We start from the raw sequence: 14,827 nt of genomic DNA on the forward strand, positions 1-14,827 counted from the left end.
TCCCCTTCGCTCCGAACTGATCAGCCTGCCGAATTCGAGGGGACGCTAATACTTGGCCACGACCGGCTTGGCCACGACCGGCGCGGCCAGAACCGCCTGTGGCGGCGGTTCCACGAGGCCGCAGCGAGCGGCGGCGTCCGGCGGCAGCAGCGGGTCGAGAAGCGCCCGCCGCTCTTCGAGGAACGCGACCGCCTGCTCCGCAGGGGTCGCCTCGCGGCCGGGCATCTCGATCAGAAAGTGCTCGAGCGCGTAGCGGTAGCGAACGATGCGCAGGGATGTTTCCAGGCGCGTCCAGGCGACGAGGCAGCGGTTCTCCGCGACCCGCATCGCGGCCTGCCGCACGTCCCAGTCATCGAGGCTCTTCGAGAACGGCAGAGCGCGTAGTCGCACCGCGTCCGCCTCGAAGACCCGCCCGGCAACCACCGCGAAGGGCGGGATCAGCCGGCCATCGGCGACGGCATCGTCCGACAACTTGCGGTAGCGAGAATATGGGGAGCGGAACGACTCGGAGATCAAATCGCCGTGATAGGCGGGAATGTCGGCGCGCCGCCAGCGCGGGGGCAGGACGCGGGCACGGGTCAGGTTGGCGAGCGCGTCCTCGAAGGCGGCCCGGCTGTCGGCAGGCATCAGGAAACGCCAGGCGCGGTCGCGCAGAATCACCTCATCGTCGGTGAGCGGATAGACCGAGACTGGCGCACCGCGCTCGCGGGCCGCCAGCGTTCCCGTGGTCTCGATCAGCCGGTTCCAGGCGCTAGGCGCCGGGCGGCCGAAATCACCCTCCTGCGCGCAGGCGCTCAGCAGCGGCGCCAGCAGCAGGCCGAAGGGAAGGAGGCCGGGGGAACGCGAGCCGGTGCGCGTCACGAGCGGCGGCGGCGCGGAACCGGAAGGGCCTCGGCGTCCGGCATTCTCTCGTAGCGCACACCCGTGAACAGCAGGATCTGGCCGCGGGGCGCATCGTCCGCCTCACGACGGAAGCGGCGGTTCGTCGCCGGGATGAAGGGCACCACGGAGGCGGTCGCGCCGCGTTCCCGGTGGGCCAGCTTCCCGGACAGAACGGGTGAGGACGTCTTGAAAGGAGGCATGGGCCTGTCCCGTCGATGTGTGTGGCGGCCGGCTCCCGCCCGTCGCCTCCCGGAACGGGTCGGCGGAGTCGGGCGGGCGCTCCTCGTGAGCGGGACGGGCCCGCCCCGGCCGGGCGATCTCGGGCAAAGCTCAGCACGACGTGGTTAACGGAGTGTTTCAGCACACCCCGCATTCGGGTCTCACGGATGCCGGCGGGCGGACTTCGCCGGATTTGTGACGTTACCGGCACGGTCCTTGCGACGCCGGTTCTGCCCATGGCGGGCGTTTCCTCCCTTGACTTCGGCCCCGCGCGGATCCCGCTGCGGGGCCTTTTCTTTCCGAACCGCCCGTCCCTGCCGGAACCCAGGCCGCGCGTGTCGGTGCGCACGAAAGCGGCGGCATGCTGCGCTTGCTAACGAGGGGGGATGCCCGATATGCGGTGCCAACCCAATTTGGATCGAGCGAAGGACAAGGCAGGATGCGTCCGGACTTCTCACGATTTGACGGCCCGGTGCGCAGCGCGTCCGCGGCTCTGAGAGCGGCTCTGAGACTTGCGCCTCTCGCAGTGTTGGCCCTGATGGCGGCGAGCCCGGCTCAGGCTCAGCGCGAGGACCAGGGGTTGCAGCTCGGCTGCGCAAACGATTATTTCCGGCTCTGCGCGGGTGTCGACCCGAACAGCCAGGATGCCGATGCCTGCATGACCCGCAACCGTTCCCGCCTCTCGCCGGAGTGCAAGTCCGCGATCAGCGACTACGACCGGCGCACCGGCGGGGCCTCACAGTCCCGCGGCCAGCGCTAGGGCCCGTATCGTCGTCAGAGGATCATCGATCGGAACGAAGCGGGCTCGTCAGGAGCCCGCTTGTTCGCCCGCTGTTTCGGCGGAAAGCGCGCAGCAATCCGGGGACGAGCATGGCATTGACCGTCGCGGTCCAGATGGACCCGATCCAGTCGATCCGCATCGCGGGCGACACCACCTTCGCCCTGATGCTGGAGGCGCAGGCGCGGGGCCACAGCCTCTACACCTACACGCCTGATCGCCTCTCAATGCAGGGCCGGCTGGTGACGGCCTACGCCCAGCCAACCACGGTGCAGGATGTCGAGGGCGCACATGCGAGCCTCGGGAGCCCCGAGCGCATCGACCTCGCTGAGGTCGACGTGGTGCTGATGCGGCAGGATCCGCCCTTCGACATGGCCTACGTCACGGCCACCCACATGCTGGAAAAGGTCGCCTCGCGAACCCTGGTAGTCAACGATCCGCTCGAGGTCCGGAACGCGCCGGAAAAGCTGTTCGTCCTCGACTTCCCCGAACTGATGCCGCCGACCCTGATCTCCCGCGACCGCGCCGAGATCGAGGCGTTCCGCAAGGAGCACGGCACCGTCGCGATGAAACCGCTGCACGGGCATGGCGGCGCGGCGGTATTCCGGGTCACGGAGGAGGATCCGAACTTCGGTTCGATGTTCGACCTGTTCTCCGCCACCTTCCGCGAGCAGTGGGTGGTGCAGCGCTTCCTGGAAAAGATCACCGAGGGCGACAAGCGCATCATCCTGGTGGATGGCGAGCCGATGGGCGCCATCAACCGCGTACCGGCCAAGGGAGACATCCGCTCCAACATGGTCCGCGGCGGTGCGGCCGGTGCCTCCGAACTGAGCGAGCGGGAGCGCGAGATCTGCGCGACCATCGGACCCGAGTTGCGGCGACGCGGCCTGATCCTCGTCGGCATCGACGTGATCGACGGACATCTCACCGAGATCAACGTCACCTCCCCCACCGGCATCCGCACCATCAAGCGGCTCGGCGGCCCCGATCTCGCCGTGTCGGTCTGGGACGCGATCGAGGCGCGGCTCGCGGCCCGCGGCGAAGGCGCACCTTGATGGTCGCCCGAGGCCGCACCGTCTCCGACGCGCTGCGCCGTCTCGACGCTCCTCTATCGAAACACCGGCAGCCCGAAGCCGATCAAGGCGAGACCGAGGATCAGCAGGGCGCCGGCCAAGGATTCGGCGGCCGCTGAGCGCGCGCCGAAGCGGTGCGCCTGAGCCGCCAGCCCAACACCCGTGACAAGGCAGAATGCGCTCGCAACCATCAGCACGGCCGCTGCCGGAGAGGGCGGGCGGGCGCGCAGAAAAACATCGCATCGGGCTGCTTCTGCGAATGCAGGCGTCGGATCGACGGTTCGAACATTGATGCCGGCATTGGATCTGGTCCCGCCCCCTCCGCGCAAGCGGATAGCGGGACGACGTGAGGATTCGCGAACGCGCCGCAGGGCATACGCCACGACGTGACACGTGAGCGAAGGACTTCCCGGTGAGCTTTCGACAGCTGTTTCCTGTCTTCACCGTTCCGGGCTTGCGACCCTTAACGCGTTCTCAGAAAATTCGTTCGAGATTTACGGTTGAATCCATCAGTCATGCACAGTTCTTTGCAAAGCTTCATTTTTCATGGCCCACACGCCGCGCGGTAAGTCAGTCTCACGAACGAGACATTCAATATGCGCGACTTAGGAAAATTGCATTAACCTGAATTATCGATCTTTCCGAGGAACATATCATTATAGTTGCATGAGATGTCACCGCTAAAATCGCGGCTCATATGGCGATGTCAGCACAGATAAAATTCAGTCTGCACCCTTATTCTGTCCGTGGATTGGTGCCTTCAAGAAATAAAATCCCACATCTTGCGCACGCGTAGGACACCGGTCACGCCTCGCCGCGCGGGGTTGCATAGAGCTCCGCCCAATCGAGTTCCTCCTCCAGCACGAAGTAAGCGTCGTCGCCGATCCGGCCGTTCCGACGCAGCGTCTGGAGCCGGTCGCGGGCGGCGTGGATCGCGCGGCGGCGGGGCTCGTCGGTCGGCAGCCCTTCGGGGGCAAGTCCTTCCTCGTGCGCCTCGGCTGCGGCCAGGGCGGCGTGGAACTCCCGGCGCAGGGCATCCGCCGCCTCCGAGCGGTCGCCGCTCCAAGCCTCGACCGCAGCCCCGTAGGCGTCGGCTCGAGCCCGGCCCACCTCGCGCCCGACCGGATCGGAATCCTCCAGGCCGAGCCGCGCCAGGATCGGGCGCAGGCTCAAGCCCTGGACCACGAGCGTGCCGATCACCACGCAGAAGGCGGTGAGCACGATCAGATCCCGATAAGGGAATCCGCCGCCGCCGGAACCGCCCTCGGGCAGCGCCAGCGCCGTCGCGATGGTGACAAGGCCACGCATGCCGGACCACGAGACGGCAAAGCCCGCGCCGAGGCCGAGATCGCGGCCTTGGCGCGGTTCATCCGGATGCTCGGGACCGCTCCCGAAGCCGACGTGACGGATGGCGCTCGCCGGCAGCACCCAGGCAATGCGAACGAGGATCACGGTGACGACCACGGCACCGGCGACCGAGGCGTAGGCGACTTCCTGCTCGGGCGAAATCCGCGCCAGGATCGGCCCGATCTGCTCGCCGATCAGCACGAAGGCGAGAACGTTGAGCACGAAGATCGCCGTGTCCCAGACCGCGTTCGAAATCACCCGCAGGCGCGGCGAGGTCTGGCTTGGGGCGCGGCGGGCCACGGTGATCGCGAAGCTCACCACGGTCAGCACACCGGACAATTCCAACCCCTCGGCAGCGATCCAAAGCCCGAAGGCGGCCGAGAACTGCAGCACGATCACGCTCATCGGCTCCTCGACGCGGCGCAGGATCCGCAAGTAGACGAGCGCGGCGAGCGGTCCCGCCACGAGGCTGCCGACGACGCCGATCACGAAGGCCGGCGCCACCTCGGAGACGGAGAAGGAGCCGGTCATCGCCGCGGCCACGCCGAGCCGGTAGATCAGCAGAGAGGCGGCGTCGTTCAGGAGGCTCTCGCCCCGCAGGATCGTGGCGAGGCGGTGCGGCAGCGAGACGTGGCTGAGCACCGAGAGGGCGGCCACCGCATCGGGCGGGGCCACCACCGCGCCGAGAACGATGGCAGCGGCGAGCGGCATGTCCGGCACCAGCCACAGTGCCACCGCCGCGACCGCCGCCGTCGTCGCCGCCACCGCCCCGACGGCGAGCCCGGCTATGGGGCGGGCATTGCGCTTGAGATCGCGCAGCGAGGTGCTGTAGCCCGCATCCATCAGCACGGGCGCGAGGAACAGGGCGAGCGCCAGTTCGGGGTCGAGACTGAGACTCGGCACACCAGGGATGAAAGCGAGGCCGACGCCGCCCAGCGCCAGAAAGGCGGGATAGGGCGCGCGCAGACGCCGCGCCAAGCCAGCGAGCAGAACCGCGCCGACCAAGACGCCGACGATCCAGTAGAACACGAACATGAGGTAAAACGGGGTCCGACGCCCAACCGTGCCGATGACGGTGGCGACAAAACGCCGGGCAGTCGGGAATCTTTCCGAATTTTCCTGGCGGGCCGAGGTCAGGCCGGCTGCGCGGCGATCAGGTCACGCAGGGTGGTGATGGTGGAGGCATCGGCGACACCGTCTATGCGGGCCGGCCGGAAATGACGCTGGAAGGCGGTGACGACCGCGCGCATCGCCTCGTCGAACTGCCCGGTGACCGGCTGCTCGTAGCCGTAGAGGGCGAGCATCGCTTGCAGCGCCTCGACGGGCTGGCCGGTATCGCCCATGGCGAAGAAGCGTCCGTCCCGCATGGGCGCCGGCGGCACCCAGTGCCCGACGCCGGCCCGCGCCAGCCGCTCCCAAGGAAAGCCTTCGCCCGGATCCTCCTTGCGGGCAGGCGCCACATCGGAATGGGCGAGGACGCGGGGAGAGGGGATCGCGCGCCGGAAGACAATGTCTCGGGCGAGCCGGGTCACCGCCGCGATCTGCGCCTCCGGATAGGGCGGAAGCCCACCGGCATGACCGGGATGGGCGATCTCGATGCCGATGGAGCGGGAATTGATGTCGCGCGATCCGGCCCAAGTTGCCGCGCCCGCGTGCCAGGCCCGATCGGCCTCCGGCACCATCTGCACGATGCGCCCGTCCTCGAACACGAAGTAATGGGCCGAGACTTCGGCCGCCGGGTCGCACAGGCGCTCCAGCGCGCCCTGCGCCGTCGGCATGCCGGTATAGTGCAGGATCAGCGTGTCGAGATCGCCGCCGACGCGCGCGCCGCGATTGGGCGAGACCATGACGGCCTGCGCAAACGGGCTGTCGGCGGAGAAGCTCATGTCAGCCCCCGCTCGGCCGCGATCCGGTCCCAGGCGGCGTTGATGGCGGCGAGCCGGTGCGTCGCGATCGCCACCGCCTCCGGTGGCAGGCCGCGGGCCAGCGCCCGGTCGGGGTGATTCTCGGCCACGAGCCGCCGATATTGCGCCTTGAGAGAGGCAGAGTCGGCCGATCGATCGAGGCCGAGCACGAGGTAAGGGTCGTCGGCAAGCCGTACGTGACGGGCGGCGATGCGGCGGAAGGCGGCTTCGTCGAGGCCGAAGATGCCGGCGACGCTGCGCAGGTAGCGCTCCTCGCCCTCATGGATCGCCCCGTCGGCGGTGGCGATGTGGAACAGGCCGTCGAGCACGTCCTCGAGCAGGGCCGGCTCCTCGCCGAAAGCCGAGGCGAGTTGGCCGGCATAGGCCTCGAAGCCGTCGGTCGTCGCCTTGGCGAGGTCGAACAGGCGCTGGACGCCCGTGCGCGCCTCCGGCTCGACCTGAATGACCCGCTCGAACGCTTGGACCTCAGCGTCGGTCACCACGCCGTCGGATTTCGCCATCTTCGCCGCGAGCGCTACGAGCCCCGTCGTGAACACCACGTCCCGCGGCGTCGGCCCGAAAGGAGCACCCTCGCGATCGACGAGGAAGTGGCCGGCGACGCTCCCCACCAGCGCCCCGATCGGTCCGCCGACCAGCACGCCAATGCCGGCCCCGCCGATCTTGCCCCACAGGCCGGTGCTCATCGGGCGAGGCCCGCGGGGAGAAAGCGGAAGCTCAAGGTATCCAGGACGGACAAGGACGGTTCCGAGGTCATTCGGTGGGAGCGTTCGTCACGGCTTAACGCCGCAAACCGTACCGCAGCGCAAGGCCCGTGCTTTAACCGATCGCAAAAGGAAAGGGCCGGGGCTCCCGCCCCGGCCCTCCCGGCGCCAATCGCGTTGCGATCAGCGGCAGTAGACGTTGCCGTACTCGTCGCGGAAGGTGCCGTAGGGGCAGCGCGGCGCCGTGGCGGCACCAGCGATGGCCCCGCCCGCGCCACCGATCGCGGCACCGGCGAGCGCGCCGCCCGCACGGCCCGTGGCGAGGCCGCCGACCGCAGCGCCAAGACCCGCACCGAGGGCGGCACCGCCCAGAGCCCGATCCTGAGGCGTGTTGCAGGCACCGAGCGAGAGCGCGAGGCTACCCGCGAGGGCGGCGGCAATGAGTCTCTTCATGGTGGTCCGAACTCCCTTGTGCATCGGCGATCGGGCCTTTTGCCGGCGCGGGGCACCGTTTGGCCTTGGTTTGTCACCGGCTGCCATCGACGGCACATGAAACGGCCAAGATTGGGGCAGGTTGCATCGGCGCATGACTTTTCGCCCTGCGCCTGCCATCTGAGGGCACACCTGTTGCAAAATCGCCCGCGTCCGTCCTGTTGCCGACGGGCTCATGACCGAGGATCCCTATGCCCAAAGCCAGCCTGATTGTCCGCAAGGCCGCCGTCCGGCCCGATCTCGTCGTCGATACGGTGACCCTCGACCACGCCGCCCGGGGACGAGCGCACGCGCACCTGACAACGGCAGGCGGCCTATCGATCGATCTCGTCCTGGATCGCGCCGCGGGCCTCGAGGACGGCGACGCGTTGAAGCTCGAGGATGGGCGCCTCGTGAGCGTGCGCGCCGCCGAGGAAGCGCTGCTGGAAGTCCGTGCCGGCAACCCGGCCCGCCTGCTGCGCCTCGCCTGGCAACTCGGCGGCGAGCACGTTCCCGCCGAGGTCGGCGCGGAGGTTCTCTACGTGCCGGCCAGCGCCGCCGAACTGGTCCGCGGCGCGGGCTGCGCGGCCAGCCCGGTGAACCGCCCGTTCAAGCCGGAGAAGGCCGCCCACGACCACAGCCAGTGCGGCCATGACCACCATCACCACGGCCACGAAGCCCAAGTGCATGGTGCCGCGCATGAGCATGAGGCCCATGTGCATCATGATCACGACCATGGGCACAACCACGACCACGGTCATAGCCACGCCCATGGAAGCTGCGGTCACGACCATGATCACGAGCACGAGCATGGCCATGGGCAGGGCCATGAGCATCATCACAAGCACTGAGCGGCCAGGCTCCTGTGAGGGCCGAATTGGATGAATTGTGGGGCGGCGCAGGCGCGGTTCCCCCGCCCCCGGACGCGGAACACGCGGCCCTGCGGGATCGTTGCTCTGATGATCCCCTCGGAGGCTGGCCGTGCCGGCAATCAGTGTCTTCCAGAACGACGACGGCCTGTGGGCCGTCACGGCGCAGGGTCTCGTCGTCACCGGCCTGACCAAGGAATGTGCGGAGGCCTTCGCCGCGGCCTTCCAGCGTCTTCACGAGGGGCCGTCCCCGGGGGCGCCGTAGCCGGCCAGCCGCACTTCTCGGTCGGAGGTGAATCGCATCGGGATCATCGCGCGTAAGCGGTCCTCGGGCAACGGAAGTGCCCGCGACCGGGCGTGCGTCCCGGCGCTGTCACGACGCCTTTCCTCTTGGGGCCCTCCTCTTTCGAGCCCGGGCGAGGCATGATATCGGCACGTATCACGCACATCGTCCTGAACGATGGCGTCCGGCTTGTGGATTGTCGGCGAGTCGGAGCCGAGCTGCACGGCCTCCGGGAAGCTGGTCGCCAGCGCCTCATGCCGGAGCGTGTCCATTCCCGATCAGACCGTCTCGCGCATCGGTCCTCATGGACAGCCCGAGGTGAACCCGCTTCGAAACGGACAGGGCGCACGTGTCGACGCCGGCTGAAAAACTCAACGCTCTCAGCGGATGGCGCTTCAGCGTCGCGCCGATGATGGATTGGACCGACCGGCAGTGCCGCGCGTTCCACCGGACTCTCTCGCGCCGCGCCCGCCTCTATACCGAGATGGTGACGACCGGTGCCGTGCTGCACGGGGACCGGGAGCGGCTGCTCGGCTTCGATGCCGGAGAACATCCGGTCGCCGTTCAGCTCGGCGGCTCAGATCCGGGCGACCTGGCGGCGGCTGCGCGGATTGCCGCCGATTTCGGTTACGCCGAGATCAACCTCAATGTCGGCTGCCCATCCGACCGGGTGCAAGAGGGGCGCTTCGGCGCCTGCCTGATGCGCGAACCGGCCCTCGTCGGCGCGTGCGTGGCGGCCATGAAGGCGGCCGTGTCCGTGCCCGTCACCGTAAAGTGCCGCCTGGGCGTCGATGATCAGGATATCGAGGAAGCCCTCGACGCGGTGGCCGGCACCGTGATCGCAGCAGGCGTCGACGGGCTCATCGTGCACGCCCGCAAGGCTTGGCTGAAGGGCCTCTCACCGCGTGAGAACCGCGACGTTCCCCCCCTCGATTACGGCCGGGTCGCCCGGTTGAAGCAGGCGCATCCGGATCTGCCGATCGCGGTCAATGGCGGGATTGCCGGCATCGCCGCCGCCGAGGCCAGGCTCGCCGAGGTCGACGGAGTGATGATCGGTCGGGCGGCCTATACCGAGCCGGCGCTGCTGCTCGACGTCGATCCCGAGCTGTTCGGCGAGCCGGCGCCCGTGGCCGATGCCTTCGCCGCGGTCGAGGCGTTCGAGCCGATCATCGCGGAGGGACTCGCGCGTGGCCTGCGGCTGCATGCCTATACACGGCACATGCTCGGCTTGTTCAACGGGCGCCCCGGCGCGCGGGCTTATCGCCGGCATCTGGCCACCGCCGGCATGGGGGCGGAGGCGGGCCTCAACACCCTGCGCGAGGCGGCGGCCAAGGTCTCGCGGGAGCGCCCGCCGGCCTCGGCAGCGGCCTGAAGCGGAGCGCATCCGAAGAGAGAATCGGTGATCCGCCTCAGGCGGCGTGGCGCCTGCGACCGTTCCAGGTCTCGAGCAGGGCCGGAAGAGCGCTCGCTGGCACCGGTGGGCTGAACAGATAGCCCTGCACCTCGTCGCAGCCCTCCTCGCGCAGCCACGCGAGCTGCTCCGGCGTCTCGACACCTTCGGCAGTCGTCGTCATGCCGAGGCTCGAAGCGAGGCTGACCACCGCCCGCACGATGAAGCCCGAGCCCTGCTCCACCGTCAGGTCGCGGGTGAAGGATTGATCGACCTTCATCTTGTCGAAGGGGAAGCTGCGCAGGTAGCTGAGGCTCGAATAGCCGGTGCCGAAATCGTCCATGGCGATGCGGACCCCGAGATCCCGCAGCCCGTGCAGGATCGCGACCGTGGCGCCGCCATTCACGAGCAGGACGCTCTCGGTGATCTCCAGTTCGAGGCGGCGAGCGGGCAGGCCGCTCTCGGCCAGCGCTGCCTTCACCGTCCCGATCAGCGCGGTCGAGGTGAATTGCGCCGCCGAGACATTGACCGCGACCTTGAGCCCGTCGGGCCAGCCGGCGGCCTCGCGGCAGGCGCGCCGTAGGACCCATTCGCCCAGTGGCACGATGAGGCCGATCTCCTCGGCAAGCGGCACGAATTCGGCGGGCGAGACGCGCCCTCGCGTCGTGTGGGTCCAGCGCAGAAGCGCCTCGAAGCCGCAGATGCGCTCCTGAGCGAGGTCGTAGATCGGCTGGAAATGCAGATCGAACGCCTCCGCCTCGAAGGCGGCGCGCAGGTCGAGTTCGAGGGAGCGGCGGGCCTGAAGGCGGGCATCCATCTCCGCCTCGAAGAACCGGAATACACCGCGCCCGTCTCCCTTGGCGCGATAGAGGGCGACATCGGCGCACTGCATCAGCCGTTCGGGTTCCAAGCCGTCGCTGGGCGCGAGCGCGATGCCGATGCTGACGCCGATGGTGACGGAATGATGGGTGAGCGCGTAGGGCGCGCTGACCACGCCGAGGATACGCCGGGCCAAGGTGGCGGCATCCGCCGGCTCCTCGACCGCGGCCTGGATGATCGCGAACTCGTCGCCACCCAATCGAGCAACGGTATCAACCTCGCGCAGGCAGGCTCTGAGGCGATGGGCCACCGCCCGCAGCAACTCATCGCCGACCGCGTGGCCGAGGGTATCGTTGACCTGCTTGAAGTTGTCCAGGTCGAGGCAGAGTACGGCGAAGCCGGTGTCGCGCCGGGCCTGGGTGATCGCCCCCTCGATGCGCTCGCGCAGCAGTACGCGGTTGGGCAACTCCGTCACGGCATCGTGCCGGGCCATGTGGGCGATGCGGGCCTCGGCGTTCCAGCGCTCGGTTACCTCCTCGTAGATCGCCACGAAGCCGCCGCCGTCGATCGGCTGGATCTCGATCGCGACGATGCGTCCGTCGGCGAGGTGCTGGATTTGGGCCGGCACGGCGTCGGCCCCCATCAGCGCATCGATCTCGGCGATCTGCTCAGCCTCGCTCCAGTCCGACTGGTTTTCGGCCATGGCGTTCCTGCGCAGCACCTCCAGTGCCGGCATGCCCGGAGTCACGGCACCGGGCGGCAGGCGGTAGATCTCGTGATAGCGGCGGTTGACCACGAGCAGCCGGTGATCGCGATCGTAGAGCAGGAAGCCCAGAGACAGGGTGTCGAGCGCCGCATTCAGCCGAGCGATGCGGTCGCTCAGTTCCTCCTCACGGCGCTTCAAGGCCGTGAGGTCGGCCGGGATCGTCGGCCTGGACCGGGCCTCGGCCATCTGCATCGCCACGGTGAGGCGGCGGACGAGCTGGCGCAATGTGAGGACCACGAGGGCGAGCGCGGCGGCGCCGGCACCCGCGACGAGCACGGCCCGCGAGGCCGGTTCAGCGCAGAACGAGGCTGCGAACGCGGCGGCGGTGAGTCCGGTCACGGTCAGGCACAGCCGCAAGCCGGCGCGCAGGACGTCTCCGCGTATCGTCCCCTCGCCGCTCGGCGGAACCGCCTGCCGACCCGCGGCTCCGCAACATTCGGCCTGCGCCTGCATCGGTAGCCCGACCTTCTTCTCCGATCCCGGCGAGAATGCCCGGATCCGGTTAAGAGGGCCTCTCAGGATTCCAACCAAAGATCGTTTTCTCTGGCTCTGCCGATGATTTGGCGATCAGCCGACTGGTCCCTGAGCGATCTGGGCTGCGTCTGAAAGCCTTTCCTGAAACCTGCGTACGCTCGTTCGACACGCCGCCGCACCACATCCTCGATCGGTCGCAGGACCAGCCGAGCCCGAAGCAGCCGGGTCAGAACTTGCCGAGCAGCGGAAATTCCTGGCTCAGCGTCGACTCGGCGGGCAATGGCGCCTCGCGGCGGCGCGGCTTGCGATTGAGCACCTGTTTCAGCTTCGTCTTCAGGAGGTTGATATCGAACGGCTTGAGGATGAAGGCGTCGGCGCCCGCGACGTGGGCGTGGTTGATATCCTCGAAGTCGAACGAGGTCTCGGTGAGGATGAAGGGCGTATTCATCAGGCCGTCGTCGGCGCGGATCTCCCGCAGAAGCTGAAGCCCGTCCATCGGCTCCATGGCGAGATCGGAGATGACGAGAGCGTAACGGCGCTCCCGCATGCGCTTGAGGGCCTCGGAGCCGTCCGACACGCCTTCGACGTCCGGGAAGCCGAGACGGGACATCAACTCGATGACCAGCCGAAGGAGCTTGGGCTGGTCATCGACGATGAGGATGGGAAGCGTGTCGCTCATGGCGTCCGAGGTCATGTCTCAACAGGATCTCTGAAGGACGGGCCGAGACAGCCCGCCCGTTCAAACGAACAGATGATCGATGCCCTGCTTGGCCATCGATTCGGCTTGTAACGTGACGGCCAGCCCATGAATGGCGCTGGCCTTCGGCGTGCCCCGCTGCAGCATCGGCAGAAGGCCGGATTTGGCGAAGTGCGGCTCGTTGCCGGCCGTACGGCTCACCGTGGTGAACGAGCTGACGAACTCGCGCTTGGCGATCTCGCGCCACTCGACGATCTGCACGTCGCGGTGACGCGAATCCGCGGCGATCCGCTGGAAGGTGTCGTTGACCGACAGGCGCTCGCCCTCGACGACCTGGATCGCGAAATTCTGGTCGATGATCAGGAAGCTCGTGATCACGGCGAACTCGTTCTTCTTCTGAGCCTGACGCGTGATGTCGCCGATCTGCTTCGCGCGCAGGGCCGGCTCATTCGAGATGGTCAGGCGCGAGAAGTAGATCAGGTGGACGAGGCTCGTCCTCTTGTTCTTCATGGATCCCGTCCGACGCGAAAACTCAGCGTCCACCCTAAGGGGCGTCGCGATAACGGGCCGTAAACACGGTTGCACTCGGCAGAATCTGCCGTGGAGTGGGCCGGATCGTCCAATTCTGCCGAGGTCGCGGGAGGCCACCTCAATAATTTCAATGGCTTAGTTCTGGCACGGCGATTGCGGCCTCGCATCCACCGCCTCGTGCGGCCTTGTGGAGCGAGCGAACGCCATGGACGTCTTTTCCGCGCTTCAGACCGCGGTCTCAGGCCTGAAGGCGCAATCCTTCTCGCTGAGCAACATCTCCGGCAACATCGCGAACTCGCAGACGACCGGCTACAAGCGCATCGATACAAGCTTCGTCGACATGCTCGTCGACGGCGACGCCCGGAGCCAAACCGCAGGCTCGGTCGGGGCATTCTCGGAACTCACGAACTCGATCCAGGGCAACAAGGTCTCGACCGGCGTCTCCACCAACATGGCGCTCGACGGTCAGGGCTTCTTCGTCGTGCGGAAGAAGACCACCGATGCGGGCGGCAGCGAGAGCTTCTCCACCGCCAACCTCTATACCCGCCGCGGCGATTTCGCCCCGGACAAGGACGGCTATCTCGTCAACGGCGCGGGCTCCTACCTCGTCGGCGCGAGCCTCGATCCGGTCACCGGTCAGACCAACGGCACCGGGCCGATCAAGATCTCCAATGCGATCATCCCGGCCAAGCCGACGACGACGATCACCTATTCGGCCAACCTGCCGAAGTCGCCCGCCACCACCAACGCCGCCTCGACGAAAGGCCTGCTCTCCGCCTTCAGCGACGGCACCGACGCGCGGGTGACACCGACCAACGGCGCGACCGGCGGCACCGTGTCCCAGACCAACGCGCAGAGCTTCATCGACAACAGCATCGCCGGCCCGGCGCTGACCGCCTACACCGCCTCCGGCTCCCCCTTGAGCGTCCAGAGCCGGTGGGCGAAGGTGGCCGCCGCCGACACGGCGACCGGCACGAGCGACACCTGGAACCTGTTCATTGCCGACAAGACCAGCGTCAACGGCAATCAGACGAGCTGGACCAATATCGGCCAGGCCTTCACCTTCAGCGCCAGCGGGCAGATGACCGCTCCCACCGGCAGCACAGTTCCGATCAACAACCTGACGGTCGACGACGTCAATGTCGGCCAAGTCACCCTCGATCTCAGCGGCGGCCTGACCCAGTACGCTGCCGCCTCCGGTACGGTGACGACCAACGACCTCAAGCAGAACGGCTACGCCTCGGGCTCGCTGAACTCCGTCGAGGTGGGCGAGAACGGCATCATCAGCGGCAAGTACTCGAACGGCTCGGTTCTCGGGCTGGCCCGGCTCGAGGTGGTGCAGTTCGTCAACCCCGACGGGTTGAAGCCGGATTCGCTGGGCAACTACCAGCAGACCGTCGCCTCGGGCGAGGCGATCGCCGGGCTCAAGGACTCGACCGTGGTCGGGGCGAACCTCGAGCAGTCGAATACTGACATTGCCGCGGAATTCTCGAAGATGATCGTTACCCAACAGGCCTACTCTGCCAACACCCGGGTGATGTCGACGGCGCAGACGATGATCTCCGACCTTTTGAACGTCATCCGCTGAAGAGCCCCTGAAGG

The 14,827-nt window shown here is 67.8% G+C and carries 16 protein-coding genes; 6 read left to right on the forward strand and 10 right to left on the reverse strand.

The genetic code is table 11. From position 1 onward, the window contains the following. Positions 1-45 precede the first annotated feature (45 nt). Together FHU13_RS17630 and FHU13_RS17635 are read right to left on the reverse strand one after the other, a co-directional pair. Positions 46-861, reverse strand: a complete 816-nt coding sequence (locus FHU13_RS17630) for a hypothetical protein (RefSeq protein ID WP_183437163.1) — start codon at positions 859-861, stop codon at positions 46-48. Further along, positions 858-1,082, reverse strand: coding sequence for a hypothetical protein (locus FHU13_RS17635; protein ID WP_183437239.1), 225 nt, complete (start codon positions 1,080-1,082; stop codon positions 858-860). Before FHU13_RS17635 ends, FHU13_RS17630 begins: the two co-directional genes overlap by 4 nt. 458 nt (positions 1,083-1,540) lie before the next feature. On the opposite strand from FHU13_RS17635, the gene FHU13_RS17640 reads away from it, so the two are divergent. Together FHU13_RS17640 and gshB are read left to right on the forward strand one after the other, a co-directional pair. Further along, the gene (locus FHU13_RS17640; RefSeq protein WP_183437164.1) at positions 1,541-1,861 is read left to right on the forward strand and encodes a hypothetical protein; all 321 of its coding nucleotides are present in this window, start codon (positions 1,541-1,543) and stop codon (positions 1,859-1,861) included. Positions 1,862-1,971: 110 nt separating this feature from the next. Beyond that, the gene (gene gshB, locus FHU13_RS17645) at positions 1,972-2,934 is read left to right on the forward strand and encodes a glutathione synthase (protein WP_183437165.1); all 963 of its coding nucleotides are present in this window, start codon (positions 1,972-1,974) and stop codon (positions 2,932-2,934) included. A 53-nt stretch (positions 2,935-2,987) separates the two neighbouring features. Here gshB and FHU13_RS17650 read toward each other — a convergent pair whose 3' ends face one another. From FHU13_RS17650 to FHU13_RS17670, 5 genes are all read right to left on the reverse strand, one after another. Continuing rightward, the gene (locus tag FHU13_RS17650) at positions 2,988-3,143 is read right to left on the reverse strand and encodes a hypothetical protein (protein WP_183437166.1); all 156 of its coding nucleotides are present in this window, start codon (positions 3,141-3,143) and stop codon (positions 2,988-2,990) included. A gap of 613 nt (positions 3,144-3,756) precedes the next feature. Then, positions 3,757-5,334, reverse strand: a complete 1,578-nt coding sequence (locus FHU13_RS17655) for a sodium:proton antiporter (protein WP_183437167.1) — start codon at positions 5,332-5,334, stop codon at positions 3,757-3,759. A gap of 98 nt (positions 5,335-5,432) precedes the next feature. Next, the gene (locus tag FHU13_RS17660) at positions 5,433-6,185 is read right to left on the reverse strand and encodes an N-acetylmuramoyl-L-alanine amidase (RefSeq protein WP_183437168.1); all 753 of its coding nucleotides are present in this window, start codon (positions 6,183-6,185) and stop codon (positions 5,433-5,435) included. Further along, positions 6,182-6,907, reverse strand: coding sequence for a TerB family tellurite resistance protein (locus FHU13_RS17665; RefSeq protein ID WP_183437169.1), 726 nt, complete (start codon positions 6,905-6,907; stop codon positions 6,182-6,184). The genes FHU13_RS17660 and FHU13_RS17665 overlap by 4 nt, the downstream gene beginning before the upstream one ends. 201 nt (positions 6,908-7,108) lie before the next feature. Beyond that, complete coding sequence (locus FHU13_RS17670; protein WP_012252649.1) at positions 7,109-7,378, reverse strand: hypothetical protein; 270 nt, start codon at positions 7,376-7,378, stop codon at positions 7,109-7,111. 230 nt (positions 7,379-7,608) lie between these two features. Between FHU13_RS17670 and FHU13_RS17675 the strand changes: the two genes are divergently transcribed. The 3 genes from FHU13_RS17675 to dusA all read left to right on the forward strand — a co-directional run bounded on the left by FHU13_RS17675 (position 7,609) and on the right by dusA (position 9,920). Beyond that, complete coding sequence (locus tag FHU13_RS17675) at positions 7,609-8,247, forward strand: urease accessory protein UreE (protein ID WP_183437170.1); 639 nt, start codon at positions 7,609-7,611, stop codon at positions 8,245-8,247. Positions 8,248-8,377: 130 nt separating this feature from the next. After that, complete coding sequence (locus FHU13_RS17680) at positions 8,378-8,530, forward strand: hypothetical protein (protein WP_183437171.1); 153 nt, start codon at positions 8,378-8,380, stop codon at positions 8,528-8,530. A 367-nt stretch (positions 8,531-8,897) separates the two neighbouring features. Further along, entirely contained in the window at positions 8,898-9,920 is a 1,023-nt protein-coding gene (gene dusA, locus FHU13_RS17685) for a tRNA dihydrouridine(20/20a) synthase DusA (protein ID WP_183437172.1), read from the forward strand. A gap of 37 nt (positions 9,921-9,957) precedes the next feature. Here the strand turns inward: dusA and FHU13_RS17690 are convergent, their stop codons facing one another. From FHU13_RS17690 to FHU13_RS17700, 3 genes are all read right to left on the reverse strand, one after another. Further along, positions 9,958-11,976, reverse strand: coding sequence for a bifunctional diguanylate cyclase/phosphodiesterase (locus FHU13_RS17690; protein WP_183437173.1), 2,019 nt, complete (start codon positions 11,974-11,976; stop codon positions 9,958-9,960). A gap of 247 nt (positions 11,977-12,223) precedes the next feature. Further along, positions 12,224-12,676: a response regulator gene (locus tag FHU13_RS17695; protein WP_183437233.1), complete on the reverse strand. Its 453-nt coding sequence runs from the start codon at positions 12,674-12,676 to the stop codon at positions 12,224-12,226. Positions 12,677-12,736: 60 nt separating this feature from the next. Then, positions 12,737-13,204 (reverse strand): BLUF domain-containing protein, encoded by a 468-nt coding sequence (locus FHU13_RS17700; RefSeq protein ID WP_183437174.1) that lies wholly within the window; start codon positions 13,202-13,204, stop codon positions 12,737-12,739. Positions 13,205-13,430: 226 nt separating this feature from the next. Here FHU13_RS17700 and FHU13_RS17705 point away from each other — a divergent pair, with 226 nt between their 5' ends. Continuing rightward, the gene (locus FHU13_RS17705) at positions 13,431-14,813 is read left to right on the forward strand and encodes a flagellar hook protein FlgE (RefSeq protein ID WP_183437175.1); all 1,383 of its coding nucleotides are present in this window, start codon (positions 13,431-13,433) and stop codon (positions 14,811-14,813) included. The last annotated feature ends 14 nt before the right edge of the window (positions 14,814-14,827 follow it).

The sequence above is a fragment of the Methylobacterium sp. R2-1 genome, from assembly GCF_014191355.1.
Lineage (GTDB): Bacteria > Pseudomonadota > Alphaproteobacteria > Rhizobiales > Beijerinckiaceae > Methylobacterium.